This is a genomic window from Rhodobacter sp. P1_C2 (genome assembly GCF_056406375.1).
Genome location: NZ_JBFUAG010000001.1, coordinates 418,965 through 442,781 on the forward strand (window position 1 = coordinate 418,965; position 23,817 = coordinate 442,781).

General features: G+C 66.5%; 25 protein-coding genes. 22 read left to right on the plus strand and 3 right to left on the minus strand.

The window, feature by feature from the left end; all coding sequences use genetic code 11:
- Nucleotides 1-48: 48 nt before the first annotated feature.
- Nucleotides 49-1,230, plus strand: coding sequence for a MalY/PatB family protein (locus AC1DZT_RS02085; protein ID WP_478004924.1), 1,182 nt, complete (start codon nucleotides 49-51; stop codon nucleotides 1,228-1,230).
- Nucleotides 1,231-1,236: 6 nt separating this feature from the next.
- Here the strand turns inward: AC1DZT_RS02085 and AC1DZT_RS02090 are convergent, their stop codons facing one another.
- Entirely contained in the window at nucleotides 1,237-1,587 is a 351-nt protein-coding gene (locus AC1DZT_RS02090) for a hypothetical protein (protein ID WP_478004925.1), read from the minus strand.
- A 175-nt stretch (nucleotides 1,588-1,762) separates the two neighbouring features.
- Between AC1DZT_RS02090 and AC1DZT_RS02095 the strand changes: the two genes are divergently transcribed.
- Both AC1DZT_RS02095 and AC1DZT_RS02100 read left to right on the plus strand, forming a co-directional pair.
- Complete coding sequence (locus AC1DZT_RS02095) at nucleotides 1,763-2,935, plus strand: lytic murein transglycosylase (RefSeq protein ID WP_478004926.1); 1,173 nt, start codon at nucleotides 1,763-1,765, stop codon at nucleotides 2,933-2,935.
- Nucleotides 2,935-3,498 (plus strand): hypothetical protein, encoded by a 564-nt coding sequence (locus tag AC1DZT_RS02100; protein ID WP_478004927.1) that lies wholly within the window; start codon nucleotides 2,935-2,937, stop codon nucleotides 3,496-3,498. The genes AC1DZT_RS02095 and AC1DZT_RS02100 overlap by 1 nt, the downstream gene beginning before the upstream one ends.
- Here AC1DZT_RS02100 and AC1DZT_RS02105 read toward each other — a convergent pair.
- Together AC1DZT_RS02105 and AC1DZT_RS02110 are read right to left on the minus strand one after the other, a co-directional pair.
- A complete protein-coding gene (locus AC1DZT_RS02105) occupies nucleotides 3,488-4,453 on the minus strand; it encodes a M10 family metallopeptidase C-terminal domain-containing protein (protein WP_478004928.1) in 966 nt (321 codons plus the stop codon). The genes AC1DZT_RS02100 and AC1DZT_RS02105 overlap by 11 nt on opposite strands.
- A gap of 90 nt (nucleotides 4,454-4,543) precedes the next feature.
- Nucleotides 4,544-5,419 carry a 3-hydroxybutyryl-CoA dehydrogenase gene (locus AC1DZT_RS02110; protein ID WP_478004929.1) on the minus strand — a complete coding sequence of 292 codons (876 nt, stop codon included), beginning with the start codon at nucleotides 5,417-5,419 and terminating at the stop codon, nucleotides 4,544-4,546.
- 170 nt (nucleotides 5,420-5,589) lie between these two features.
- Here AC1DZT_RS02110 and AC1DZT_RS02115 point away from each other — a divergent pair, with 170 nt between their 5' ends.
- The 19 genes from AC1DZT_RS02115 (at nucleotide 5,590) to AC1DZT_RS02205 (ending at nucleotide 23,711) form a co-directional block, all read left to right on the plus strand.
- Nucleotides 5,590-6,426 (plus strand): DUF6473 family protein, encoded by an 837-nt coding sequence (locus AC1DZT_RS02115; RefSeq protein ID WP_478004930.1) that lies wholly within the window; start codon nucleotides 5,590-5,592, stop codon nucleotides 6,424-6,426.
- A gap of 246 nt (nucleotides 6,427-6,672) precedes the next feature.
- Nucleotides 6,673-7,599: an ornithine carbamoyltransferase gene (argF, locus tag AC1DZT_RS02120; RefSeq protein ID WP_478004931.1), complete on the plus strand. Its 927-nt coding sequence runs from the start codon at nucleotides 6,673-6,675 to the stop codon at nucleotides 7,597-7,599.
- Between the two features lie 15 nt (nucleotides 7,600-7,614).
- Complete coding sequence (locus AC1DZT_RS02125; protein ID WP_478004932.1) at nucleotides 7,615-8,430, plus strand: CE1 family esterase; 816 nt, start codon at nucleotides 7,615-7,617, stop codon at nucleotides 8,428-8,430.
- 104 nt (nucleotides 8,431-8,534) lie between these two features.
- Nucleotides 8,535-9,023: a DUF1993 domain-containing protein gene (locus AC1DZT_RS02130; protein ID WP_478004933.1), complete on the plus strand. Its 489-nt coding sequence runs from the start codon at nucleotides 8,535-8,537 to the stop codon at nucleotides 9,021-9,023.
- A gap of 75 nt (nucleotides 9,024-9,098) precedes the next feature.
- Nucleotides 9,099-9,656, plus strand: coding sequence for an isochorismatase family protein (locus tag AC1DZT_RS02135; RefSeq protein ID WP_478004934.1), 558 nt, complete (start codon nucleotides 9,099-9,101; stop codon nucleotides 9,654-9,656).
- A gap of 11 nt (nucleotides 9,657-9,667) precedes the next feature.
- Nucleotides 9,668-10,300 (plus strand): hypothetical protein, encoded by a 633-nt coding sequence (locus AC1DZT_RS02140; protein WP_478004935.1) that lies wholly within the window; start codon nucleotides 9,668-9,670, stop codon nucleotides 10,298-10,300.
- Nucleotides 10,301-10,354: 54 nt separating this feature from the next.
- Complete coding sequence (locus AC1DZT_RS02145) at nucleotides 10,355-11,014, plus strand: PAS domain-containing protein (RefSeq protein WP_478004936.1); 660 nt, start codon at nucleotides 10,355-10,357, stop codon at nucleotides 11,012-11,014.
- An 18-nt stretch (nucleotides 11,015-11,032) separates the two neighbouring features.
- Complete coding sequence (gene ybgC, locus AC1DZT_RS02150; protein ID WP_478004937.1) at nucleotides 11,033-11,428, plus strand: tol-pal system-associated acyl-CoA thioesterase; 396 nt, start codon at nucleotides 11,033-11,035, stop codon at nucleotides 11,426-11,428.
- A 171-nt stretch (nucleotides 11,429-11,599) separates the two neighbouring features.
- Nucleotides 11,600-12,304, plus strand: a complete 705-nt coding sequence (gene tolQ, locus AC1DZT_RS02155; protein WP_478004938.1) for a protein TolQ — start codon at nucleotides 11,600-11,602, stop codon at nucleotides 12,302-12,304.
- A 3-nt stretch (nucleotides 12,305-12,307) separates the two neighbouring features.
- Complete coding sequence (gene tolR / locus AC1DZT_RS02160) at nucleotides 12,308-12,781, plus strand: protein TolR (protein ID WP_478004939.1); 474 nt, start codon at nucleotides 12,308-12,310, stop codon at nucleotides 12,779-12,781.
- 9 nt (nucleotides 12,782-12,790) lie between these two features.
- Nucleotides 12,791-14,263: a hypothetical protein gene (locus AC1DZT_RS02165; RefSeq protein ID WP_478004940.1), complete on the plus strand. Its 1,473-nt coding sequence runs from the start codon at nucleotides 12,791-12,793 to the stop codon at nucleotides 14,261-14,263.
- A gap of 58 nt (nucleotides 14,264-14,321) precedes the next feature.
- The gene (gene tolB / locus AC1DZT_RS02170) at nucleotides 14,322-15,656 is read left to right on the plus strand and encodes a Tol-Pal system beta propeller repeat protein TolB (RefSeq protein WP_478004941.1); all 1,335 of its coding nucleotides are present in this window, start codon (nucleotides 14,322-14,324) and stop codon (nucleotides 15,654-15,656) included.
- A gap of 99 nt (nucleotides 15,657-15,755) precedes the next feature.
- The gene (pal, locus tag AC1DZT_RS02175) at nucleotides 15,756-16,313 is read left to right on the plus strand and encodes a peptidoglycan-associated lipoprotein Pal (RefSeq protein WP_478004942.1); all 558 of its coding nucleotides are present in this window, start codon (nucleotides 15,756-15,758) and stop codon (nucleotides 16,311-16,313) included.
- 7 nt (nucleotides 16,314-16,320) lie between these two features.
- Nucleotides 16,321-17,220 (plus strand): tol-pal system protein YbgF, encoded by a 900-nt coding sequence (ybgF, locus tag AC1DZT_RS02180; protein ID WP_478004943.1) that lies wholly within the window; start codon nucleotides 16,321-16,323, stop codon nucleotides 17,218-17,220.
- Complete coding sequence (tilS, locus tag AC1DZT_RS02185) at nucleotides 17,217-18,449, plus strand: tRNA lysidine(34) synthetase TilS (RefSeq protein ID WP_478004944.1); 1,233 nt, start codon at nucleotides 17,217-17,219, stop codon at nucleotides 18,447-18,449. Before ybgF ends, tilS begins: the two co-directional genes overlap by 4 nt.
- Before the next feature lie 78 nt (nucleotides 18,450-18,527).
- Complete coding sequence (gene ftsH, locus AC1DZT_RS02190; protein WP_478004945.1) at nucleotides 18,528-20,429, plus strand: ATP-dependent zinc metalloprotease FtsH; 1,902 nt, start codon at nucleotides 18,528-18,530, stop codon at nucleotides 20,427-20,429.
- Nucleotides 20,430-20,482: 53 nt separating this feature from the next.
- On the plus strand, nucleotides 20,483-21,202 hold the full coding sequence (locus AC1DZT_RS02195; protein ID WP_478004946.1) for a methyltransferase domain-containing protein: 720 nt from the start codon (nucleotides 20,483-20,485) through the stop codon (nucleotides 21,200-21,202).
- A gap of 3 nt (nucleotides 21,203-21,205) precedes the next feature.
- Nucleotides 21,206-21,805: an MOSC domain-containing protein gene (locus AC1DZT_RS02200; protein ID WP_478004947.1), complete on the plus strand. Its 600-nt coding sequence runs from the start codon at nucleotides 21,206-21,208 to the stop codon at nucleotides 21,803-21,805.
- 106 nt (nucleotides 21,806-21,911) lie between these two features.
- Complete coding sequence (locus AC1DZT_RS02205; RefSeq protein ID WP_478004948.1) at nucleotides 21,912-23,711, plus strand: chloride channel protein; 1,800 nt, start codon at nucleotides 21,912-21,914, stop codon at nucleotides 23,709-23,711.
- Nucleotides 23,712-23,817 lie beyond the last annotated feature (106 nt).

The following is a 23,817-nucleotide window of genomic DNA, read 5'->3' on the forward strand; positions in this document are numbered from 1 at the left end:
GATTGCGATGATGTACTTGGAATAAAATACCGCAAGAAGGACCATGAAATGAAAGCCGCGCCCGACTTTGACACGATCATCAACCGCCTTGGCACCCATTCTGTCAAATGGGACAGCATGGAGCAGCTTTATGGCGTGCCCGCCGAGGATGGTCTGGCCATGTGGGTGGCCGACATGGACTTCCGCCCGCCGGCCTCGGTGCAGCGCGCGCTGGAGAACATGGTGGCGCATGGCGTCTATGGCTATTTCGGCGACGACGCGGCCTATCTGGAATCGATCCGCTGGTGGATGGAGACGCGGCACGGCTGGAGCCTGGACAAGAGCCACATCTTCACCACGCATGGCCTGGTGAACGGCACAGCACTTTGCATCGACGCCTTCACCAAGCCGGGCGACGGCGTGGTGCTGATGACGCCGGTCTATCACGCCTTCGCCCGCGTGATCAAAGCCGCCGACCGCAAGGTGGTGGAATGCAAGCTGAAGCTGGAAGACGGGCTGCAGGTGCCGGATTTCGCGGCCTGGGATGCGCAGATGACCGGGGCAGAGACGATGATGATCCTCTGCTCGCCCCACAACCCCGGTGGCCGGGTCTGGACGTTGGAGGAGCTGAAGGGCGTTGCCGATTTCTGCAAGCGGCATGACCTGATCCTCGTCTCGGACGAGATCCACCATGACATCGTGATGCCGGGCCACAAGCATCACGTAATGGCCAATATTCCCGGCGTCTCCGACCGCCTGGTGATGATGACGGCGACGACCAAGACCTTCAACATCGCGGGCGCCCATATCGGCAATGTCATCATCGCGGACGAGGCCTTGCGGGCGCGGTTCGCCAATGTGGTGATGAAGATGGGCATCTCGCCCAATTCCTTCGGCATGCACATGGTGCCCGCCGCCTATTCGCCCGAAGGGGCGGCCTGGGTCGATGCGCTGAATGTCTATCTTGACCGCAACCGCCGGACCTTCGATGCGGGGATTGCGGCGATTCCGGGGCTCAAATCCTCGCCGCTGCAGGCGACCTACCTCGCCTGGGTCGATTTCTCGGGCACCGGCATGACGACCGAGGAATATTGCGCCCGGGTTGCCAAGGGCGCGCGAATCGCCACCAACGCCGGGGCGCCCTTCGGTGCGGGCGGCGAGAGCCATCTGCGCTTCAACCTGGCGATGCCGCATGATCACGTGGTCGAGGCGGTGTCCCGCCTGACCGAGGCCTTCAAAGACCTGCAATAGGGCCGGTCAGTTCTTCGGCAAAAGACCGACAGGCAGCGTGGGATCCAGCCAGAAATCCAGCGGTGCCTTGTCGGTCACCGGAGTCAAGCGTTTGAATTCGCAGGTGATTTCATCGCCCTCGCTGATCGAGGCAACGATGAGGCATTGAAAGGCGTGGCGGTCGCCGTCATAGACATCGACCAGCCCGCGCAGATGCGGGGCCAGGGCGCCGTCCAGCACGAAGCCGTCATGCCAGAACCGCAGCACCGGAAAAACCGCTTCCCCCACCTGAATCCGCAGGCGGGATTTGCGCCGCTCCTTCGATTTGCGGGCCAGATCCAGACCGTCACTCAACTCTTTTGACAGATATTCCAACATGATCTTCTCCCTCATCCACAGTCTGGCGCGCAGAGTGTTAAAAACAAGGTGTCAAAAAGGCGTATCATTTTTGCGATGATTGCGTGGCGGGCCTGCAACAGCGCAAGGGCAGCCTTGATGGTTTCCTCTGCCCCGGCAATCCGCTAGCCTTCGGGGGGTAACCGGAGGATATTTCATGCGTCTGCCCGTCTTTGCCTTTTTGAGCCTCGCCGCCCTCGGCCTTTCGCAGGCCGAAGCCGCGCCCTGCGGCGGCAATTTTCAGGAATTTCTGACCACCATGGGCGCCGAGGCCAAGGCCCAGGGCCTGCCCGACAGCGCCATTCACGCCTTTCTGGACGGGGCGCGGCTTGACCCCGCCGTGATCAAGTCGGACCGCGGGCAAAGCTTCTTCCGCAAGACATTTCTGGAGTTCAGCCAGGCCCTGATCAGCAAGAGCCGGATTTCGAATGCCGCGATCTATTCGAAGAAATACGACGCGGCTTTCCGCGCGGCGGAAAAGAAGTTCGGCGTCTCGCGCGGGGTGATCCTGGCCTTCTGGGCTTTCGAGACCGATTTTGGCCAGGTGCAGGGCAATTTCGACACGCGCAACGCCCTGGTGACCCTGGCGCATGACTGCCGCCGCCCCGATATCTTCCAGCCGCAGGTTCTGGCCGCCATCGCCCTGACCGCGAAGGGCGATTTTTCGCCCGGCGTGACCAAGGGCGCCTGGGCGGGCGAGATCGGCATGGTGCAGATGCTGCCGCGCGACATTCTGGAGCGGGGCGAGGATGGCGACGGCGATGGCAAGATCACGCTGAAGACCTCGGCAGCCGATTCGATCCTGTCGGCGGCGCATATGCTGCAGTTCTACGGCTGGGCCGCGGGGCAACCCTGGCTGCAGGAGGTCAAGGTGCCCGCGAACCTCGACTGGGCGCAATCGGGGCTGGATACTTCGCTGCCCACCAGCCAATGGGCCGCGATGGGGGTGCAGGCCAAGGAGGGCCGGCTTGCCAATCTTCAAGCCTCGCTTCTGTTGCCGCAGGGGCGCAAGGGGCCGGCCTTTCTGGTCTATCCAAACTACAAGGTCCTGTTCAACTGGAACAAAAGCTTCGTCTATGTGACGACCGCCGCCTATTTCGCGACAAGGATCGAGGGCGCCTCGGGCTATAGCGCCGGTTCGCCCGATCCGGCGCTGTCGCCCGACCAGATGGCCAGCCTGCAGAAGAAGCTGTCGCAGCGCGGCCATGATGTCGGCAAGATCGACGGTGTGCTGGGCGCCGCCACCCGCGCCGCCGTGCAGAAAGAGCAGGAGCGTCTGGGCATGCCCGCCGATGGCTGGCCGACGGCGGCCCTTCTGGGGGCGCTTTGATGCAGGTGACGATGGCGGAACTGATGGCGGCCCTGCCCGGGATCGCGGCGGCGCCCAAGACCGATGCGCCGATCCATTCGCTGTGCCTGCGCCCCGGCTATGGCGAGCGCAGCTTTCCGGACCGGATCACCATGACCCGCGCCGGGGGCATCCCGGGCGAGCGTTGGGCCACGGCGCCCTGGCTGAAGCTGGCGGATGGCTCGCCCGATCCGCGCATCCAGGTCTCGATCCTGCCGACACGGGTGATGGACCTGGTCTGGCGCGACCGGGAGGCGACGCCGCATCCCGGTGACCCGATCGTCGCCGATCTGGACTGTTCGCTGGCCAACTTGCCGGTGGACTCGCTGATCCGGGCCGGCAGCGCGGTGCTGCGCGTCTCGGACCGGTTCAACGAGGCTTGCGTGAAGTGGAAGGTCCGCTACGGCGCCGATGCCCGCGCCTTCATCGAGGCGCCCGGCCATCCCGAGCTGCGGCTGCGCGGCATCCTTTGCGCGGTCGAGGAGGACGGCGAAGTGATCCTCGCCGACCGTCTGCAGGTGATCCGGCGCGGCCCTAAAGGATGAAGGCCGTCTGATCCAGCACCATCGCGCTGTCCAGCACGATGCGCATTTCCGGCACGTTGTCGCCGGACAGGTTCACGTCGATCCAGGTCTCGCTGCCGTGGATCGTGGCGCGGATCTGGCCGGTGCCGGTGAAGACATGGTTGCCCATGAAGGTGAGCGGGTCATGCGCCCCGCCCGGCACCGCGTCAAAGGCGGAAAGCACGATGCGGTCGCCGAGGCTCGGGTCGAAATCGGTGATATGGTCGCGCGCGGCCAGGGCAAGGCGGGATTCCGCACTGGTGAGAAAGACGAAGCGGTCCGCGCCGATGCCGCCGGTCAGGGTATCGCCGCCATTGCCACCGGTGAGCGTGTCGTTCCCCGCGCCTCCGTCCAGCTCGTCGGCGCCATTGCCGCCCAGAAGCCGGTCCCGGCCGCCGTTGCCTTCGAGGATGTCGTTGCCGGTCAGGCCCTTGATCACATTGCCGATGGCGCCGCCCCAGATGAAATCATGCCCCGCGGTGCCGTTCAGCGCCGCGACAGAGGAGGTCACCTCGATGGCGGCCGAAATCACCGGGCCGTAGCCGGCGCCGATCGGATCGTTGACATGGTCGGCCCAGCCGATCGACCCGTTGTCGTCCCAGTAGATCGCATAGGAATCGTTGATGAAATTGTCGGGCTGCCCGGCGTGCCAGGCGGTGTAGGAATAGGTCTCGCCGGTGGCCCAGCCCCAGCCGCCGCCCGGCTCGGCGCTGCCGGCGGCCTGGGTCAGCCCGATCCAGGGGCCGTTGCGGGCGTTGTCGCGCGGCTCGCCGCCCCAAAGCAGCTGATCCTGCGCCAGAAACCCGAGAATGAGGCTGTTTTCCTCGGCCGAGGTGACGACCGCCAGGGTGCCGCCATGGGCCGAGGCCAAGGTGGCCGCCTGCTCATGGGTCAGACCGCCATCGACGCGCGAGATGATATATTGACCGATAGGCATGAAAGACCCCCCGCCTGAATGCCTGATTGCGATGAATTCCGTTAAAATGCAGGACGAAATTAATCCATCGCGGGGAGTCTGGCAAGCGGACTAGCGGGTCGGCACCGGCACTTCGCCGCGGTAGTCGTAAAAGCCGCGCTGGGTCTTGCGGCCCAGCCAGCCGGCCTCGACATATTTGGTCAAAAGCGGGCAGGGCCGGTACTTGGTGTCGGCCAGCCCGTCGTGCAGCACGTTCATGATGGCAAGGCAGGTGTCGAGACCGATGAAATCGGCCAGCTCCAGCGGGCCCATCGGGTGATTGGCGCCGAGCTTCATGCTCTCGTCGATCGACTTCACGTTGCCGACACCTTCGTAAAGCGTATAGACCGCCTCGTTGATCATCGGCATCAGGATGCGGTTGACGATGAAGGCGGGGAAATCCTCGGCGCTGGCCGCGGTCTTGCCCAGCTTGTCCACCACCTCGTGCAGGGTGTCCCAGGTGGCCTGATCGGTGGCGATGCCGCGGATCAGCTCGACCAGCTGCATCACCGGCACCGGGTTCATGAAGTGGAACCCCATGAACTTTTCCGGACGGTCGGTCCGGCTGGCCAGCCGGGTGATCGAGATGGAGGAGGTGTTCGAGGTCAGGATGGTATGCGGCGCCAGATGCGGTGCGAGGCTGTCGAAGATCGCCTGCTTGACGCTTTCCTTCTCGGTCGCGGCCTCGATGATCAGATCGCAGGGGCCAAGATCGGCAATCGCCATGGTCGTCTTGATGCGGGCCATGGCCGTGGCCTTGGCCTCTGCCGTGACCTTGCCGCGCGCGACCTGGCGTTCGATGTTGCGGTCGATGGTGGCGATGGCCTTGGTCAGACCCTCGGCGCTGATGTCGTTCATCAGGACATCATAGCCCGCCAGGGCAAAGACATGGGCGATCCCGTTGCCCATCTGCCCCGCGCCCACGATTCCCACATGCTGAATGGCCATGTCTTCCCCCGTCACTACCCCTGTCACCTTACGTCTGCCCCGCGACCTCGGCAAGCCCGCTGCAGCGCAGCGAAAGCGAGGACAATTTGCGGCAAACCCGCGCTTTAGCCGTTTGGAAAGAGGAATCGGGCAGTCTTGCCGATGGGTGTGTAAAAAATCGGGTGGGTACAATGGCCTATGCTTTGGCAAGCGAGGGCGCTTTAGACTATTTTCCGTGCCGCTATGGCACGTCCGGCCTGCTGGCGCGCGGGCCACGCCGGTCGCTTGACCGGCCCTATGTCGCCTTTCTGGGCGGCAACGAGACCTATGGCAGGTTCATCCCGGACCCTTTCCCCGATCTGGTCGAGGAAGAGGTCGGCTATGGCGCGGTCAATCTGGGCTGCTGCAATGCGGGGCTGGACCTCTACCTCTCTGACCCCGGCCTGACCGAAGTGGCCGCCGGGGCAGAGGCCGCGGTCCTGCAGGTTCTGGGCGCGGGCAATCTGACCAACCGCTATTACAAGGTGCATCCGCGCCGCAACGACCGCTTTCTCGGGCCGACGCCCTTGCTGAAGACCCTGTTCCGCGATGTGGACTTCACCGAATTCACCTTCACGCGGCATCTGCTCTTCACGCTGCAGGAACGCTCGCCCGACCGGTTCGAGGTGCTGGCGGACGAGCTGCGCAGCACCTGGCTCGCCCGGATGGCCGAGCTGATGGCCCGTCTGCCGCAGCGCTCGGTCCTGCTCTGGGTGGCTGATCAGCCGCCGCCGAAGGTCGGGCGGCGGGCGCGGATGGCGCAGGACCCGCTGCTGATCGACGCCGAGATGCTGGCCGCGGTGCGCCCTCTGGCGCGGGCCTATGTCGAGGTCGTGGTGCGGCATGACGAAACCGCGCCGGGCCGCGATCTGGGGGGCATGGTCTTCGCCCCGGAGGAGCGCAAGGCGGCGCATCGGTTGCCGGGCCCGAAGCTGCACCGCGATGTCGCCAAACTGCTGGCGCAGGCGCTGGAGAATGCGCTGACCTGAAGTGCCGCGCCCTGCGTCTTGGCCCGTGCCATGCCCTCTGTCGCGGGGGCTGGCCCGGGCGGCGAGGGCGAAAAACCACCGAAAGGGCGCGAACTTCGCCGTAAAACCTCAGGAATGCGTGTGGCGCTGGCCGCAAGACGGCGTTAGCCTTGCGCTTTACGGCCGGGTTTCCGGCCCAAGGCCTGAGCAAATACTCCAAGAGGCCCGGGGGGCGGACCCTTCCGGCGGCCTGCAAGAAAGACTGAGATGAAAAACTTCCTCGACCTGCACAAGACCGACGCGGCAGACCTGCGGCACATGATCGACGCGGCCCATGCGATGAAGACCGCCCGCCGCGACCGCCCGAAAGGCGCCCCGGATGACGAGCAGCCGCTGGCCGGGCGCATGGTGGCGCTGATCTTCGAGAAGCCCTCGACCCGGACCCGGGTGTCCTTTGACGTCGGCGTGCGCCAGATGGGCGGGCAGACCATGGTCCTGTCGGGCAAGGAAATGCAGCTGGGCCATGGCGAGACCATCGCCGACACGGCGCGTGTGCTGAGCCGCTATGTCGACCTCATCATGATCCGCACCTTCGAGGAGGCCACCCTCCTGGAGATGGCCGAATATGCGACGGTGCCGGTGATCAACGGCCTGACCAACCGCACCCATCCCTGCCAGATCATGGCGGATATCATGACCTATGAGGAACACCGCGGCCCGATCGCCGGGCGCAAGGTGGTCTGGGCCGGCGACGGCAACAATGTCTGCGCCAGCTTCATCCATGCCGCCGGCCAGTTCGGCTTTGATCTGACCTTCACCGGGCCGGAGACCCTCGACCCCGAGGCGAAGTTCGTCGATTTCGCCCGCGCCCGCGGCTCGGATATCCAGATCGAGCGTGACCCGGCCCGCGCCGTCATGGGGGCCGACCTCGTGGTGACCGATACCTGGGTGTCGATGCACGACCCGGAATCGGCCAAGGAGCGTCGCCACAACCAGCTGCGCGGCTATCAGGTCAACGAGGCGCTGATGGCCCATGCCAAGCCCGACGCCCTGTTCATGCATTGCCTGCCCGCCCATCGCAACGACGAGGTCACCTCCGCCGTGATGGACGGCCCGCATTCCGTGGTCTTCGACGAGGCGGAAAACCGTCTGCACGCGCAAAAGGCCATCATGCGCTGGTGCCTTGGCGCGTAACGGCGCGGGGCGGCGGTGATCCGGGGTCTGGCGCTTGGTCTTGTGGCCGTGCTGGCCATGGCGCTGGTCCTGAAGGACCCCGCCCTTGCCACCAGGCTCGAGGCCATGCTCTGGCCCGTGACGCCCGGCCCGATGGTCGAGGTGGCGCGCCCCGATCTGGCCAGCCCGGCAGAGCAGGTGGGCGCCGTTTACGCGCCCCCGGCCAACCGCTTTGTGCCGCGGAGCTTTACCTTCGCGGGCAAGGCGCGGCGGTTTTACGTTCTGGCCCCTGGGGCCTTGACAGCGGGGCAGGCTTTGCCGCCCCTGGTCCTGCTGCTGCATGGGTCGGGGCGTGACGGCAGGGCGATGCTCGACATGTGGCAGGCCATCGCGGGGCAGGGCGCCGTCCTTCTGGCGCCCGATGCCTTGGACCCGCGAGGCTGGAGCGCGGCAGAGGATGGTCCCGACTTCATGGCCGCCCTTTTGACAGAGGCGGCACGGATCGCGCCCTTCGACCGGCAGCGCGTCTATCTTTACGGCCATTCGGCGGGGGCGAACATGGCGCTCCGCCTCGGCCAGTGCACGGGCTTTGCCGTCCGGGCCGTGGCCGTTCACGCCGGAGCGCTGCCGCCCTGTGCGGGCTTCGGTCGCCCGATCCCGCATCCCTATCTGATCCAGATCGGCGACCGGGATGCGACCTTTCCGCTGGAGGCTGTCCGCGCCTCGGCGCAGAAGATCGCGGCCTCGGGCAGCCCGGTGACGCTGGAGGTGATCCCCGGCCACAGCCACTGGTTCTATGCCGCGGGCCCGGCGCTGGCCGCCGATGCCTGGGCCTTCTTCCGCGGCCACTGAACCCCGCAGCATGGCGCGGATGTGAGGGCGGCCCCCTTTCCCCGCGCCGCATTTGGTGCCATCAGTCAGCGCACCGTTCCGCAAGACCTTCCCAGGAGGAAAACATGCAATCCCCGGTTCCCGCCTTTGTCCATTCGCTGACCGCGCTGTCCAAGATCCTCGACAAGGCCGAGGCCTTCGCCGAAGCCAAGAAGATCAAGCCCGAGGTGATCCCCCAGCTGCGGCTGATCGCGGATATGCTGCCGCTCTGGCGCCAGGTCACCATCGCCACCGACCACGCCAAGGGCGCCAGCGCCCGTCTGGCCGGGATGGAGGTGCCTGCCTTCGCCGATACCGAAACCACCCTGGCCGAGCTGAAAGAGCGGATCGCCAAGACCATCGCCTTCATCACCTCGATCCCCGACAGCGCCTATGAAGGCGCCGAGGCGCGGATGATCACCATCAAGGCAGGCCCGCGCGAGATCACCTTCCCGGCGCCGCAATATTACGCGACCTACGCGCTGCCGAACTTCTTCTTCCATATGACGACGGGCTATAACATCCTGCGCAGCAATGGGGTCGAGATCGGCAAGGGCGATTTTCTGGGCGCCTGAGGCTCTGTCCTGACCTGAACCGGGCCTGGCGGAGGGGAACTTCCGGCGGGCCCCCAGCCTGGGGTGGATGAGGCAATGCAAGACACGTTCCTTCTGGTGATCGACCTGCAGGAGGCGATGCGCGCCGAATGCGCCGTGGCCGGGCCCTGGGCCAACCCGCAGGCGCCCGCGGTCGCAGGCGCGCTTCTTGCGGCCTTTCGGGCGGCAGGGCTGGGCGTGGTCCATGTCCATCACCACGGCGACGATCCGGCGGATGGCTTTCATCCCGAAAACCCACTGTCGCGCCCGATGGCGGAAGTGGCGCCCCTGAATGGCGAGCCGGTGGTGATCAAGCATGGTTCTTCGGGGTTCATCGGCACCGGGCTGGAGGATCTGCTCCGCAAGTCCGGGGCCAGGTCGCTGGTCGTGGTCGGCGGCGAGGCCAACATGTGCGTCGAAAGCACGACGCGGATGGCGGGCAACCTTGGCTTTCGCACCACGGTCGTGGCCGATGCCCTGGTGAATTTCGCCCGCCCCCTGCGCGATGGCAGCCTTGCCGCGCCGCAGATGGTGCTGGAGATGTCGCTGGCCAACCTCACCTCCTTTGCCCGCATCAGCGACAGCGCTACGGTGCTGGCCGAGATCGCTTCCTGACGAGTTTGCCCATGACCCCTGACGAGATCGCCGCCCTTTTCACCCGCGCCGACGGGGCCTACCTCTTTGCCCGCTGGGGGCGGCCCATCGTGCCGGTGGTCTTTGGCGTCGATGACGCGACACTGGCGATCGTGAAAGGTGCTATCGAGGCGGTCGTCACCCTCGCCGGTCACAAGATGGCCGAGACCGATGCCGAGCTGGGCGCCAACCTGATGGTCTTCTTCCTGCGCGACTGGGCGGAACTGCCGCAGGTGCCCGGGCTCGACGGCATCGTGCCGGAACTGGGGCCGCTCTGCGCGCGGCTGGCTGCGGCCGATGCCAACCAGTACCGGCTGTTCCGTTTTGACCCGCAGGGCGCGATCCGGGCGAGCTTCGTCTTTCTGCGGATGGATGCGGCCCTGTCGGACCTGCCGGCCGAGGATCTGGCGCTGGCGCAGATGGCGCAGGTCATCCTTCTGTGGTCCGAAAAGGCCTTTGCCGGAACGTCGCCGCTGGCGAGCCTTGGCGGCCAGGTCGTCCTACGGCCCGAGATCGCCGGCCTTATCCGCGCCGGCTACGACCCGGTCCTGCCCGCCTGCGCCCGCGATCCTTCGCATGCCTTGCGGCTTTATGGCCGGTTGATGACGCAGAATATTCAGATCTGATTAACCCCGCTGCGGTAGGACCTTGCTATCCGGACTCCGAAGCAGGGCTGTGTCATGTTGGATGACCAAAATAGCGAAAGCCTGATCATCCGCAGCATCATCGATCGGATGGATGGCTTTCTCTACCGCTGTCGCAACGACAAGGCCTATTCCATGCTGTTCATGGCGGGCGATGTGCTGGCGCTGACCGGTTGCGAGGCGCGGGCCTTCACCGGGCCGGAGCAACGCTCCTATGCCGCGATGACCCATCCCGACGATCTGGAGCCGGTCTATGCCGCCGTCGATGCGGCCCTGGCGGCGCGGACCAACTGGAATGTCGATTACCGCATCCTGCGCCCCGATGGCAGCGCGCTTTGGGTGCGCGAGGTGGGGGGTGGCGTGTTTGACGGTGACGCGCTTTTGTACCTCGAAGGGGCGGTGATGAACAGCGACGCCACCCGCCGCGACGAATTGCGCAACGTCCAGATGCTGGAGGCGATTTCCGACAAGGCCCGGCTATTGCTCGGCAATACCGTCCCCATCGTCGAGGTTCTGCGCACCCTGCGCATCCTGGCGATCAATGCCCGGCTGGAGGCGGGGCGCGCCGGGCCCTCGGGGGCAAGTTTCGGCTTCGTGGCGCATGAGGTCTCGCGCCTGGCCGAGGAGACCTCGATCCTCGCCGAACGCATCGCCACCGTGACCGGCCAGCTGCAGGACTTGCTGAAGGCGGGTTGAGGGCCTAACCTCGGCCCCATGCAGCCCCACCGCTTTTCCCTGCGCGTCTATTACGAGGATACCGACCTCGCCGGCATCGTCTATTACGCCAATTACCTGAAGTTCATCGAACGCGCCCGCAGCGAATGGGTGCGCGGGCTGGGGCTGGATCAGGGAAGGATGCAGGCCGAACAGGGCCTTGTCTTCGCCGTCCGCCGGGTCGAGGCCGATTACCTGAAGCCGGCGCGCTTTGACGATATGCTGGAGGTGCAGACCACCCTGCAGGCGCGAACCGGGGCGCGGCTGGTGCTGGACCAGAGCGTGCTTTGCGGTGAGTCCCTGCTTTTCAGCGCCCGGGTGACCCTGGTCTGCCTGAACGCCGCAGGCGCCGCCGCCCGTCTGCCGCCTGAATTGATCGCGGCCCTCGGCCCCTGAGGCCGGTCCGGCGGGCAAAACCCGCCCTTTGCCCGACAAAGCAGCGCAAATTTTGTTACTGTGGCGGCAACAATGCGCCGCCTGTCGCTGTTCTATTGGCATTCCCCCTTAAATCCATATAGAATCGCCGCTAACACGGGGCAAAAGACCCCAAGACAACGAGCAGGCGTAATGGACCAGACAGCACTTGCGGCAGCGGCGGCAGCGCCGGCGATTGATTTTTCTTTGCTTGCCCTCTTCCTTCGCGCAACCCTGACGGTGAAGATCGTCATGACGGGGTTGATGCTCATGTCCTTCTGGTCATGGGCGGTGATCATTCAAAAGCACATCCTGTTCCGCGCCGCGCGCAAGGAAGCCTCGATCTTCGACCGCGCCTTCTGGTCGGGCGAGCCGCTGGATGAATTGTTCGAAAAGATCGGCAGCCAGCCCGAGGGCTCGTCGGAGAAGATCTTCTCCGCCGGCATGCTGGAATGGCGGCGCAGCCACCGGCAGGACGGAGGCTTGATCGCCGGCGCCCAGGCCCGCATCGACCGGGCGATGGATGTGGCGATCAGCCGCGAATCCGAACGGCTGAACAAGGGCTTGAGCTTCCTTGCCACCACCGGTTCGACCGCGCCCTTCATCGGGCTTTTCGGCACGATCTGGGGCATCAAGCACGCCTTTGAAGAGATCGCCATCAGCCAGAACACCAACCTCGCCGTCGTGGCGCCCGGCATCGCCGAGGCGCTTCTGGCCACCGGCATCGGCCTGATCGCCGCCATCCCGGCGGTGGTGTTCTACAACAAGCTGAACTCGGACAGCGAACATATCCTCGGCGGCTACGAGGCCTTTGCCGACGAATTCGCCACGATCCTTTCGCGCCAGCTGGACGCCTGAGCCATGGGTGCAGGGGTTATCAAATCCGCAGGCGGGGGTGGGGGCAGGCGCCGCCGCCACCGTGGCCGCGCCGCCGCGATGAGCGAGATCAACGTCACGCCCTTCGTCGACGTGATGCTGGTCCTGATGATCATCTTCATGGTCGCCGCCCCGCTTCTGACGGTGGGCGTTCCGGTCAAGCTGCCGGAAACCGCCGCCAATGCGATGCCGACCGAACAGGAAGAGCCCTTGACCATCACGCTGACGGCGGATGGCCTGATCATGCTGCAGACCACCGAGATCGCCGATGCCGAGCTGATCCCCAAGCTGCGGGCCATCGCGTCCGAGCGCAAGTCCGACAAGGTCTTCGTGCGGGCGGACGGCACGGTCACCTACATGCGGGTGGCGCAGGTGATGGGCGCGCTCAATGCCGGCGGGTTCAACAACATCGGGCTGGTGACCGATCCCGGTGGCCCCAAGTTCGACGGCAGCAACTAGGACCTGTTGATGAAGAAGGGTCTCATCATCTCGGGCATCGGGCATCTGGGCCTGATCCTCTGGGCTTTGCTCGGGGGTTTCCTGCATTGGAACTCCGAGACGCCGGAGATTCAGGTGGCGAATGTCTCGATCCTGACTTCGGAACAGTTCGACGCCCAGTTCGCCTCGGCCCCGAAGGCGAGCGCCGCGGCGGATGCGGCGGCGGCTCAGCCGAAAGCCGCGGCCCCGGCCAAGTCCGATCCGGCCAAGGCGGATGCGGCCAAGCCTGATGCCCCGAAGCCCGATGCGCCAGAGCCGGACGCGCCCAAGCCCGATGCCGTGCCGCCAGCGGCCACGCCGAAACCTGCCGCCCCGAAACCGGCCGCCAAGCCGAAGCCCACGCCCAAGCCCGCGCCGCAACCTGATCCCGCCCCCGCCGTGGACACGCCGCCCGATCCGGTGACGCCGCCTTCCGACACGCCGCAGCCCTTGCCGGTGCCGCCGTCGAATGTGAAGCCCGCGCCGCGCCCGGCGGACCGTGTCGCCTCGACCCCGGTGGAGACGCCCGACCAGCCCAAGGTCGCCGACACGCCGGTGCCGGAAAAGAGCGACACGCCCGCGCCCGATGCGACCCCGGTTCCCGACAAGCCCGCCGCAGCGCCGCCGGACACGGTGACGGCGGTGGTGCCGGATGCCAAGCCCACGACGGACAACGCGCCGCAGCTTGCCCCGACCTCCAGCCCGCGCCCGCCGTCGCGCCCCGCGCCTGACGCGCCGGACCCGACCGCCACCGATACCGCGGCAGCCGATCCGACCGTGCCGGATACGACGGCGGCAGATACCGCGGCAGCCGATGCCAAGTCCGCGGCCGATGCAAAGGCCGCGGCAGACGCCAAGGCTGCCGCCGATGCCAAGGCCAAGGCGGATGCGAAAGCCAAGGCCGATGCCAAGGCTGCTGCCGACGCCAAGGCAAAGGCGGACGCCAAGGCCGCCGCGGATGCCAAGGCCAAGGCCGATGCCAAGGCGAAGGCCGCGGCAGACGCCAAGGCGGCGGCAGATGCCAAGGCCAAGGCGGATCAGGCGGCGATCGATGCGGCGCTGGCGGATGCCAATTCCTCCACCACGGCCGATGCGCCGGCCCCGTCGAAATCCGGCACCGGCGGTTCGGGCGACCAGACCCTGGGCGCCGCGCTCAATTCCGGCGAGGTCGACAACCTTCGCCATGTCATCGGCCCGCTGTGGAACATCGGTTCGCTGTCGACCGAGGCCAGCCAGACCATCGTGACCATGCGGGTCAAGCTGAGCCCGGAACAAAAGGTCCTGTCGGTCGAGATGGTGGATTTCAGCGGCGGCAGCCAGGCCGCAGCCAAACAGGCCTTCGAGGCCGCCAAACGCGCCGTCTACCGCGGGGCGACCCTCGGGCTTGGCCTGCCCGCCGACAAATACGACACTTGGAAGTCCATGCTCTTCACCTTCGACGCGAGCCAGGGGAGGTTGCGCTGATGCCGACCCTTGCCGCGCCCGCCCCCTTCTTGCCCCGCCCTTACGCCACGAGGACCGAATGACACAACGCCATTCCCTATCCCGCCTTCTTGGGCCGATTGCGCTTTGCCTCGGCCTTCTGAGTGCGGCCGCCGTGCAGGCCGAGGAGCCTCACATCACCTTCAACGATCCCGTCATCGAGCCGATGCCCTATGCGGTGCCCGACTTTCAGGCATTGAACGGCGAGGCCACCCAGGCGGCGCATGATCTGGCGCGGGTGGTGGCGGACGATCTGTCCGGCACCGGGCTGTTCCGCGAAATTCCCGCCTCGGCCTATATCAGCGGCTATTCGAGCTTCGATGCGCCGATCGCCTATAACGACTGGCAGGCGATCAATGCCCAGGTGCTGATCACCGGGGCGGTGCAATCCTCGGGCGGCAAGCTGGTGGTGAAGTTCCGCCTGTACGATGTGGCCTCGGGCCAGCCCCTCGGGGACGGGCTGCAATTTGCCGGCTCGGCCAAGAGCTGGCGGCGGATGGCGCACAAGGTGGCCGATGCCGCCTATAGCCGGATCACCGGCGAAGGCCCCTATTTCGACAGCCGGGTGATCTTCGTTTCGGAGAGCGGGCCCAAGGATGCGCGGCAGAAGCGGCTGGCGGTGATGGATTACGATGGCGCCAATGTGCAGTACCTGACCGACAGCAAGTCGATCGTGCTGGCGCCGCGCTTCTCGCCCAGCGGCGACCGCATCCTCTACACCTCCTATGCCTCGGGCTTCCCGCGCATCTATGTGATGAACACCGGCAACCTCGCGACCAAGGTTCTGGATGAACAGCCCGGCTCGATGACCTTCGCGCCGCGCTTTGCGCCCGATGGGCACAACGTGGTCTTCAGTCTGGAAAAGGACGGCAACTCGGACCTTTACATGCTGAACATCGACAGCGGCGCGCTCAGGCAGCTGACCAATGCGCCGTCGATCGAAACCGCGCCCTCCTTCAGCCCGGATGGCAGCCAGATCGTCTTCGAAAGCGACCGTTCGGGCCAGCAGCAGATCTACATCATGCCGGCGGGCGGCGGCGAGGCCACGCGGCTGTCCTCGGGCAAGGGGCGCTATGGCACCCCGGTCTGGAGCCCGCGCGGTGACCTGATCGCCTTCACCAAGATCGCGGATGGCCGCTTCTACATCGGCGTGGTCCGCACCGATGGCAGCGAAGAGCGCCTGCTGACCGCCTCCTTCCTGGACGAGGGTCCGACCTGGGCGCCGAACGGACGGGTGATCATGTTCACGCGCGAAAGTCCGGGGGCGGCGGGGTCGGCGACGCTCTATTCGATCGATGTGACGGGGCGCAACCTGCACCAGGTGCCGACGCCCGGTTCCGCCTCTGACCCCTCGTGGTCGCCGCTCCTGCCCTGATATGCCGCCGCAGCCTGTTAACAGCCAACCTGTTAACAGACTGCGGCAAAGCTGTTATATTCCCGGCCATCGAGCCGCCAAGAACAAGGAAAACCCCCCATGTCGTTTCGCTTTGCTATTCCCGTCAAGGTGTTGCTGATCGTCTCAGCCCTTGCCTTGTCGGCGTGCCGTAACCCCGACCGCTTTGGCGGTGCCGGTGGGGATCTGGGTGCCAACGGGGCCAATGGCGCCAATGGCGTGGGTGGCAACGGGGTGACGACCTCGGGCCTCGGCGATCCGTCGAACCCCAAGTCGGTGGCCTATTTCAACCAGACCGTCGGCGACCGCGTGCTGTTCCTCGTCGACCAGTCCACCCTGTCGGACACCGCCCGCAGCACGCTGAACGGTCAGGCCCAGTGGCTGAAGACCAACCCGGATTACGCGATCATCGTCGAAGGCCATGCCGACGAACAGGGCACGCGCGAATACAACATCGCGCTGGGCGCCCGTCGCGCCGATGCGGTCAAGAACTACCTGATCTCGCAAGGGATCTCCGGCAGCCGGATGCAGACAGTGTCCTATGGCAAGGAACGCCCGATCGCGATCTGCTCGGAAGAAAGCTGCTACGCGCAGAACCGCCGCGCCGTGACCGTGCTGTCGATGGGTTCGGGGTCCTGAGGCCATGATGCGCTGGCTTCTGGCTGCTACATTGCTTCTGCCGCTGCCTGCCATGGCGCAGGATGCGAAGTCGCTTGCGGATGTGAAGGCCGAGCTGGCGCAGCTGGCCGCACAGTTCCTCTCGCTGAAGAAAGAGCTGATCACCACCGGGGCTGCCACCAATGGCAGCGCCGGCGGTGATGCCCTGCAACGGATGGATTCCATCGAGGCCGAGCTGACCAAGCTGACCGCCAAGACCGAAGAGGTCGAGCAGAAGCTGAACGCCGTGGTCGCCGATGGCACCAATCGGATCGGGGATATCGAATTCCGCCTTTGCGAGCAGACCGAGGGCTGCGATCCGGCGAGCCTGCCGGCCACGCCCGATCTGGGCGCCATGGCCAAGGGTGCGCCGGCCGCCGCGGCCGCCGGCACCGCCGCGACGAAACCCAAGCCGAAACCTGCGGCCGGGGCCGGCGATGCGACCACCGCGCCTGCGGCCGGCGCTGACACCACCACGGCCCCCGCCGATACCGGCGTCGAGATGACCGTCAACGAAAAAGCAGACTTCGACCGGGCCAAGGGGGTGCTCGATTCCGGTGACTTTCCTGGCGCCGCGGATCTCTTTAAGACCTATGCCCAGGCCTACCCCGGGGGCCCCCTAGTCCCGCAGGCTGACCTTCTGCGCGGCGACGCGCTGAGCCAGACCGGCGACACCGCCAATGCGGCGCGCGCCTATCTCGACAGTTTCTCGGCCAGCCAGACCGGGCCTTTGGCCGGGCAGGCGCTGACCAAGCTGGGCCTGGCGCTCGGCAAGCTGGGGCAGGCGTCCGAAGCCTGCGTGACGCTGGCCGAAGTCGGCAAGCGCTTCCCGGGTTCGGCCGACGAGGCCAATGCCAGAAACGCCATGGCGGCGCAGGGCTGTCCTTGACGGATCTGCCCGCTCGCCTGCTGGCGGGGTTTGAAAGGGTCGGCCTGACCAAGGCCGGCCCTTTCGCACTTGCCGTCTCGGGCGGCGGGGATTCGATGGCAATGCTGCATCTGGCGGTGGAGGCCGGGCTGAAGCCCGCCGTGGTGACCGTCGATCATGGCTTGCGGCAGGGTGCTGCGGAGGAGGCGGCGATGGTCGCCCGCGTCGCGCAATCGCTGGGGCTGACGCATCAGACGCTGCTTTGGCAGGACTGGGACCGCAGCGGCAACCTGCAGGACCAGGCCCGCAAGGCGCGCCGCCGTCTGATCGCGGACTGGGCGCGCGAAGCGGGGATCGGCGCGGTTGCGCTGGCCCATACTCAAGATGATGTCGCCGAAACCTTCCTGATGCGTCTGGCGCGGGGGGCGGGGGTCGATGGCCTCGCCGCGATGTCGGCACTTTGGGCCGAGGGTGGCGTGACCTGGGCCCGGCCGATGCTGGACATGTCCCGCGCCGAACTGCGTGCCTGGCTGGTCGGGCGGGGCCTGAGCTGGGCGGAGGACCCCTCCAACCAGAACCTGCGCTTTGAGCGCGTCAAGGCGCGCCAGACCCTGCCTGTGCTGGAACCGCTGGGCCTAACGTCCGCACGGCTGGCCGAGGTCGCAGCCCATCTGGCCGAGGCGCGGCTGGCGCTGGATGCCTTGGCCGATGACTGGGCCAGAAGCTGCCTGACGCCCGAGGCCGGCACCGTCCTGATCCAGCCGCAGCTCTGGCAGGCCCCGGCCGAGACGCAGCGCCGGCTTCTGACCCGCATCCTCCTGTGGATCGCGCCGGCCGCCTATGCCCCGCGCGGCGGCCAGATCGGCCAGCTGGCGCAAAGGCTCGCCTCCGGTCAGGCGGCGACGCTGGCCGGGTGCCGGTTCATCGTGACGGCGCAAGGCCTGCGCGCCCTGCGGGAGGCGAAGGCCGCCGCCCCGCGCACCCGGGGTGCAACCTGGGATGGGCGCTGGCGGATCACCGGCCCGCGGCCCGAGGGCGCCGAGATTGGCGCGCTGACCGCCGAGGGCCTGCTGCAATGCCCCGACTGGCGTGCCACCGGCCTGCCGCGGGCGGCGCTTCTGGCCTCCCCCGCGCTTTGGCTGGAGGATCGGCTGATCGCCGCCCCCCTTGCCGGGCTTGGATCGGGGGCCTATAGCGCGATACCGCTACAAACGCTGCTTGGGCGCAACTCTGCCTTTTTATCGCATTGAACCGGCCAAACGAATGTCTATCTTGTAAGCCAAAGCGGTGGGCCTGTGTCAGGCTCGCTGCGTCAGAAGGAGTTCCAGGTGGGAAACGCACGCAATATTGCATTCTGGGTGGTACTGTTGGTGCTGGTGCTGGCACTGTTCAACCTCTTCAACAGCTCCAATAACTTCACGGCCCAGACGGTTTCCTATTCGGAGTTCATCGGACGGGTGAACTCGGGTGACGTGAAGTCGGTGACGCTGGACGGCGAACAGATCCGTGTCACGGCCAAGGACGGCAGCCATTACATCGCGATCCGCCCGACCGGCGAACAGGTGACGGACAAGCTGCTCGACAAGGGCGTGGAAGTCCGCGCCGATCCGCAGGAGCAATCCAGCCTGATGACGGTGATCACCGCCTGGCTGCCCTTCGTGCTGCTGATCGGGGTCTGGATCTATTTCATGAACCGGATGCAGGGCGGCGGCCGTGGCGGTGCGATGGGCTTTGGCAAGTCACGCGCCAAGCTTCTGACCGAAAAGCAGGGCCGGGTGACCTTTGACGACGTGGCCGGCATCGACGAGGCCAAGGAAGAGCTGGAAGAGATCGTCGAATTCCTGCGCAACCCGCAGAAATTCTCGCGCCTCGGCGGCAAGATCCCGAAAGGCGCGCTGCTGGTCGGCCCGCCCGGTACCGGTAAGACCCTCCTCGCGCGGGCCATCGCCGGGGAAGCTGGCGTGCCTTTCTTCACGATCTCGGGTTCCGACTTCGTGGAGATGTTCGTGGGCGTCGGCGCCTCCCGCGTGCGCGACATGTTCGAACAGGCCAAGAAGAACGCGCCCTGCATCGTCTTCATCGACGAAATCGACGCCGTGGGCCGTGCCCGTGGCGTGGGCATCGGCGGTGGCAATGACGAACGCGAACAGACCCTCAACCAGCTTCTGGTCGAGATGGACGGGTTCGAGGCCAATGAAGGCGTGATCATCGTCGCCGCCACCAACCGCAAGGACGTGCTGGACCCCGCCCTGCTGCGTCCGGGCCGCTTCGACCGCCAGATCCATGTGCCCAATCCCGATATCAAGGGCCGCGAAAAGATCCTCACCGTCCACGCCCGCAAGGTGCCGGTCGGCCCGGATGTCGATCTGCGCATCATCGCGCGCGGCTGCCCCGGCTTCTCGGGTGCGGACCTTGCCAACCTGGTGAACGAAGCCGCCCTGATGGCCGCCCGCTTCGGCCGCCGGTTCGTGACGATGGAAGATTTCGAACAGGCCAAGGACAAGGTCATGATGGGCGCCGAGCGCCGGTCGATGGTCCTGAGCGATTCCGACAAGGAAATGACCGCCTATCACGAGGCTGGCCATGCCATCGTCGGCATCACGCTGCCGAAATGTGACCCGGTATACAAGGCCACGATCATCCCGCGCGGCGGTGCCCTGGGCATGGTGATGAGCCTGCCCGAGATGGACCGCAACTCGTGGCACAAGGACCAGATGAAGAGCCGCATGGCGATGGGCATGGCCGGCAAGGCCGCCGAAATCTTCAAATGGGGCGCGGATTCGGTCTCCTCGGGGGCCAGCGGCGACATCCAGAACGTCTCGGCCGTGGCGCGCGCCATGGTGATGCGCTGGGGCATGTCGGATCTGGTCGGCAACATCGACTATTCCGAGGCGCATCAGGGCTATGAGGGGGCCACCGGCGGCTTCTCGGTCTCGCCCGAGACCAAGACCCTGATCGAGGCCGAGGTGAAGCGCCTGATCGACGAGGCCTATGAGCTGGCCTTCAAGATCATCTCGGAAAAGGCGGAAGAGTTCGAACGGCTGGCGCAGGGCCTGCTGGAATATGAAACCCTGACCGGCGACGAGATCCGCAAGGTTCTGGCGGGCGAGCCTCTGGGCAACGACGACGACAAGACCTCTTCGGGCGGTGGCTCGACCTCGGTCCTGTCGATCCCGAAGACCCGGGCGCCGATCACCAAGCCGGGGATCGAACCGGAGCCGCTCGCGTGAGCGTGAAGGCCAAAACCGACTGGAACCCCGAAACCTACGCAAGGTTTCGGGGTTTGCGTTTGCGCCCCCTGGTGGACCTGCTGATGCAGGTGGGGGAACTGCCCGAGGGGGCGGTGATCGACCTCGGCTGTGGCGATGGCGCGGCGGTGGGGCCGGTGCGGCAACGCTATCCCGATCACCCGCTGATCGGGGTGGACAACTCGCCGACCATGCTGGCAAAGGCCGAGGGCTATGACAGGCTGATCGAGGCCGATGCCGCCCTCTGGCAGGCCGATGCGCCGCCCGCGCTGATCTTCTCCAACGCGGCGCTGCACTGGTTGCCCGACCATGAGGGGCTGATGCCGCGCCTGGCCGCCATGCTCGCCCCCGGCGGCACGCTGGCGGTGCAGATGCCGCGCCAGTATTTCGCCCCCTCGCACCGCTTTCTGCGCGACATCGCGGCGGCGCTTTACCCGAGCCTCTTCGATGCCTGCCATTTCGAGGCCCCGGTGATGACCGCGCAGGCCTATTGGCAGCTTCTGTCCCCCTTGGGCACCGTGCAGACCTGGGAGACGGAGTATATGCAGAAGCTGGACCCGACCGAGGGCATCCACCCGGTCCATGCCTTCACCCAGTCCACCGCCATGCGCCCCTTCGTCGAGAAGATGACCGAGGCCGAGGCCCGCGCCTTTACCGCCGCCTATGATCAGGCGGTACATTCCGCCTATCCGCTTCTGCCGGACGGATCGTGTCTCATGCCGTTCCGCCGGGTGTTCTTCACGCTGAAGGTCTGAGCCATGCCGATCCTGAAACCGACGCAATTCACCGGCCGCATCATCTTTCTGGGGCGGATGATCGGCACCTATGACCTTTTGGACGCCGAGCCTTGCGAGAGGCTGACAGCCACCTTCGCCGGCATCGCGGGCGAGGCGCATGAAGGTGTGCTTGCCCCCTCGTGCAGCCGGATGACGGCGCAGTATCCCGAGGGCACGATGGTCGCCAACACGCGCCAGGTCTCGATCCTGTCGGCCGAGGAACTGGGCGAGATCGCCGAGCGGATGGGGCTGGCGGCGCTCGACCCGCGGCTTCTGGGCGCGACCATGGTGATCGAGGGCATCCCCGATTTCAGCCATGTCCCGCCGGGATCGCGGCTGCAGGGTTCGTCCGGGGCGACGCTGGTGGTCAACCTCAACAACCGGCCCTGTACCGTGCCCTCGCGCGCGATCGAGGCGGCGCATCCGGGCTATGGCAAGGCCTTCAAGCCCGCCGCCGCCGGCCGGCGCGGCGTGGTGGCCTGGGTGGAGCGCGAGGGCAGCTTTGCCATTGGCGACAGCTTGCGCCTGCATATCCCCGATCAGCGGGCCTGGAACTTCGCGGAAGAGGCGCGCAAGGGCTGACCTCACGCCCGCAGGCAGGTGGCCATCGGAAAATTGAAGGGCCAGCCGGTTGCCAGCGGCGCCGCTGCGCCGTAAGGCCGGAGGGGACCCCTGCACAGGCCCTTCGATGTTCAGCGCGCCGTTTCAGACCCTGAGCCACCGGTACCAGGCGCTCCGCCAGCGTCTGGCCGACTTCCAGCGTGCCGCGCGCAACCATGAAACCTGGCTGATCTGCTGCGCCATCGTGCTGGGCGCCGTGGTCGGGCTGATCACCTATGGCCTGCGCGAGGCGGTGGCCCTCTTGCACAGCCTCGACTTCGGCCTGGCGGTGGGTGCGCTTCTGAGCGCGCAGGTGACGCTGACCCCCTGGCGGCTGGCGCTGATCCCGGCGGCGGGCGGGCTGGTGCTGGGGCTGGTCACATTGGCCCTCAACCGCCTGCGCCCGGTGGAGATCGTCGACCCGGTCGAGGCCAATGCGCTTTACGGCGGGCAGATGTCCCTGCGCGATTCGGCCCGGCTGACCGGGCTGACCCTGATCTCCAACGCCAGCGGCGCCTCGGTGGGGATGGAGGCGGGGTACAGCCAGCTTGGCGCCGGCCTCTTCTCGCTGGTGGGCGGGCAGTATCAGCTGCGGCGCGAGGATCAGCGGCTGATGGTGACGGCGGGCGCGGCGGCGGCGATTGCGGCGGCCTTCAATGCGCCCTTGGCCGGGGCTTTCTATGGGTTCGAGCTGGTGCATGGCAGCTACTCCACCCGCGGGCTGGCCCCGGTGACCAGTGCCGCGCTGGCCGGGGCCATGGTGATCCGCCTGCTGGGCAATGACGCGCCCCTGTTCAGCGTGAGCGAGTTCTTCGCCATCCCGAACAGCTTTTACATCCTCTTCGCGTTGCTCGGCCTTCTGGCGGCGGGGCTTGGCATCCTGACCATGCAATCGGCGACCTGGGTGGAACGCGCCTTGCGGTCCCTTCGCATCCCGGTCTGGCTGCGGCCGGCGGTGGGGGGCGGGCTTTTGTCGCTGATCGCGCTCTGGTCGCCGCAGGTTCTGGGCGCCGGGCATGGCGCGATCGAATGGCATCTGATGCAGCCCCTTTCGCTGGTGCTGATCCTCGCCCTGCTGGCGGCGAAGGTGGCGGCCTCGGCGGTCTCGCTCGGCGCGGGGTTTCGCGGCGGGTTGTTTTCCTCCTCGCTGTTTCTGGGCGCGCTTCTGGGGGCGGCTTTCGTCGATGCCACCGGCCATCTGTTGCCGGCGATCTTCGTGCAGCGCCATGTCTTCATGCTGGTCGGCATGGGGGCGGTGGGGGCGGCGATCATCGGCGCGCCTTTCACGATGATCTTTCTGGTGCTGGAGGCGACCGGCGACTTTCCGGTGACGATGGGCGTGGCCATCGGGGTGATCGTCGCCTCCACCGTGGTGCGGCTGACCTTCGGCTACAGCTTCTCGACCTGGCGCTTCCATCTGCGCGGGCTGCGGTTGCGCGGCGGGCAGGACATCGGCTGGATCGCCACGCTGCGCGCCGGGCGGCTGATGCGGGCCGATGCCAAGGTGGTGGACCAGCGCCTGTCGCTGGAGGCCCTGCGCCGCCGCGCGCCGATTGGCGCAGCGAAATACCTCTTCGTCGTGGACGAGGCCGGTTCCTATGTCGGGCTGATCGACGTGGTGGCCCTGCATGACCCAGACCTGGGCGAGCTGGCCGATCTGGTCGTCGCCGCCGACCTGGCCCAGGCGCCGGAGGGGCGGCTTTTCCCCGAGGCCGACATTTCCGAGATCCTCAAGACCTTCTCGGACCGCCAGTCCGAGGTGCTTCCCGTGCTGGACAATCCGACCAGCCGCAAGGTGGTGGGCTACCTGACCGAGGCCTATTGCCTGAAACGCTATGCCCAGGAGCTGGAGCGCCGCCGCTCGGACGAATTGGGCATGCCGGGCTAGGGCTTTCCTCGGCCCGCCGCTTCTTTCCGATCGGAAACCGCCACTGGCGAATTTGATGCGGGCTTGGTCGGAAAAGCGACTCGTCACCGTCGCTTTCTTCGCTATC

Coding starts and splice junctions, on each gene's coding strand:
- AC1DZT_RS02085 (WP_478004924.1), top strand. CDS start 49: ATGAAAGCCGCGCCCGACTTTGACACGATCATCAACCGCCTTGGCACC.
- AC1DZT_RS02090 (WP_478004925.1), bottom strand. CDS start 1,587: ATGTTGGAATATCTGTCAAAAGAGTTGAGTGACGGTCTGGATCTGGCC.
- AC1DZT_RS02095 (WP_478004926.1), top strand. CDS start 1,763: ATGCGTCTGCCCGTCTTTGCCTTTTTGAGCCTCGCCGCCCTCGGCCTT.
- AC1DZT_RS02100 (WP_478004927.1), top strand. CDS start 2,935: ATGCAGGTGACGATGGCGGAACTGATGGCGGCCCTGCCCGGGATCGCG.
- AC1DZT_RS02105 (WP_478004928.1), bottom strand. CDS start 4,453: ATGCCTATCGGTCAATATATCATCTCGCGCGTCGATGGCGGTCTGACC.
- AC1DZT_RS02110 (WP_478004929.1), bottom strand. CDS start 5,419: ATGGCCATTCAGCATGTGGGAATCGTGGGCGCGGGGCAGATGGGCAAC.
- AC1DZT_RS02115 (WP_478004930.1), top strand. CDS start 5,590: ATGGCCTATGCTTTGGCAAGCGAGGGCGCTTTAGACTATTTTCCGTGC.
- argF (WP_478004931.1), top strand. CDS start 6,673: ATGAAAAACTTCCTCGACCTGCACAAGACCGACGCGGCAGACCTGCGG.
- AC1DZT_RS02130 (WP_478004933.1), top strand. CDS start 8,535: ATGCAATCCCCGGTTCCCGCCTTTGTCCATTCGCTGACCGCGCTGTCC.
- AC1DZT_RS02135 (WP_478004934.1), top strand. CDS start 9,099: ATGCAAGACACGTTCCTTCTGGTGATCGACCTGCAGGAGGCGATGCGC.
- AC1DZT_RS02140 (WP_478004935.1), top strand. CDS start 9,668: ATGACCCCTGACGAGATCGCCGCCCTTTTCACCCGCGCCGACGGGGCC.
- AC1DZT_RS02145 (WP_478004936.1), top strand. CDS start 10,355: ATGTTGGATGACCAAAATAGCGAAAGCCTGATCATCCGCAGCATCATC.
- ybgC (WP_478004937.1), top strand. CDS start 11,033: ATGCAGCCCCACCGCTTTTCCCTGCGCGTCTATTACGAGGATACCGAC.
- tolQ (WP_478004938.1), top strand. CDS start 11,600: ATGGACCAGACAGCACTTGCGGCAGCGGCGGCAGCGCCGGCGATTGAT.
- tolR (WP_478004939.1), top strand. CDS start 12,308: ATGGGTGCAGGGGTTATCAAATCCGCAGGCGGGGGTGGGGGCAGGCGC.
- AC1DZT_RS02165 (WP_478004940.1), top strand. CDS start 12,791: ATGAAGAAGGGTCTCATCATCTCGGGCATCGGGCATCTGGGCCTGATC.
- tolB (WP_478004941.1), top strand. CDS start 14,322: ATGACACAACGCCATTCCCTATCCCGCCTTCTTGGGCCGATTGCGCTT.
- pal (WP_478004942.1), top strand. CDS start 15,756: ATGTCGTTTCGCTTTGCTATTCCCGTCAAGGTGTTGCTGATCGTCTCA.
- ybgF (WP_478004943.1), top strand. CDS start 16,321: ATGCGCTGGCTTCTGGCTGCTACATTGCTTCTGCCGCTGCCTGCCATG.
- AC1DZT_RS02200 (WP_478004947.1), top strand. CDS start 21,206: ATGCCGATCCTGAAACCGACGCAATTCACCGGCCGCATCATCTTTCTG.
- AC1DZT_RS02205 (WP_478004948.1), top strand. CDS start 21,912: ATGTTCAGCGCGCCGTTTCAGACCCTGAGCCACCGGTACCAGGCGCTC.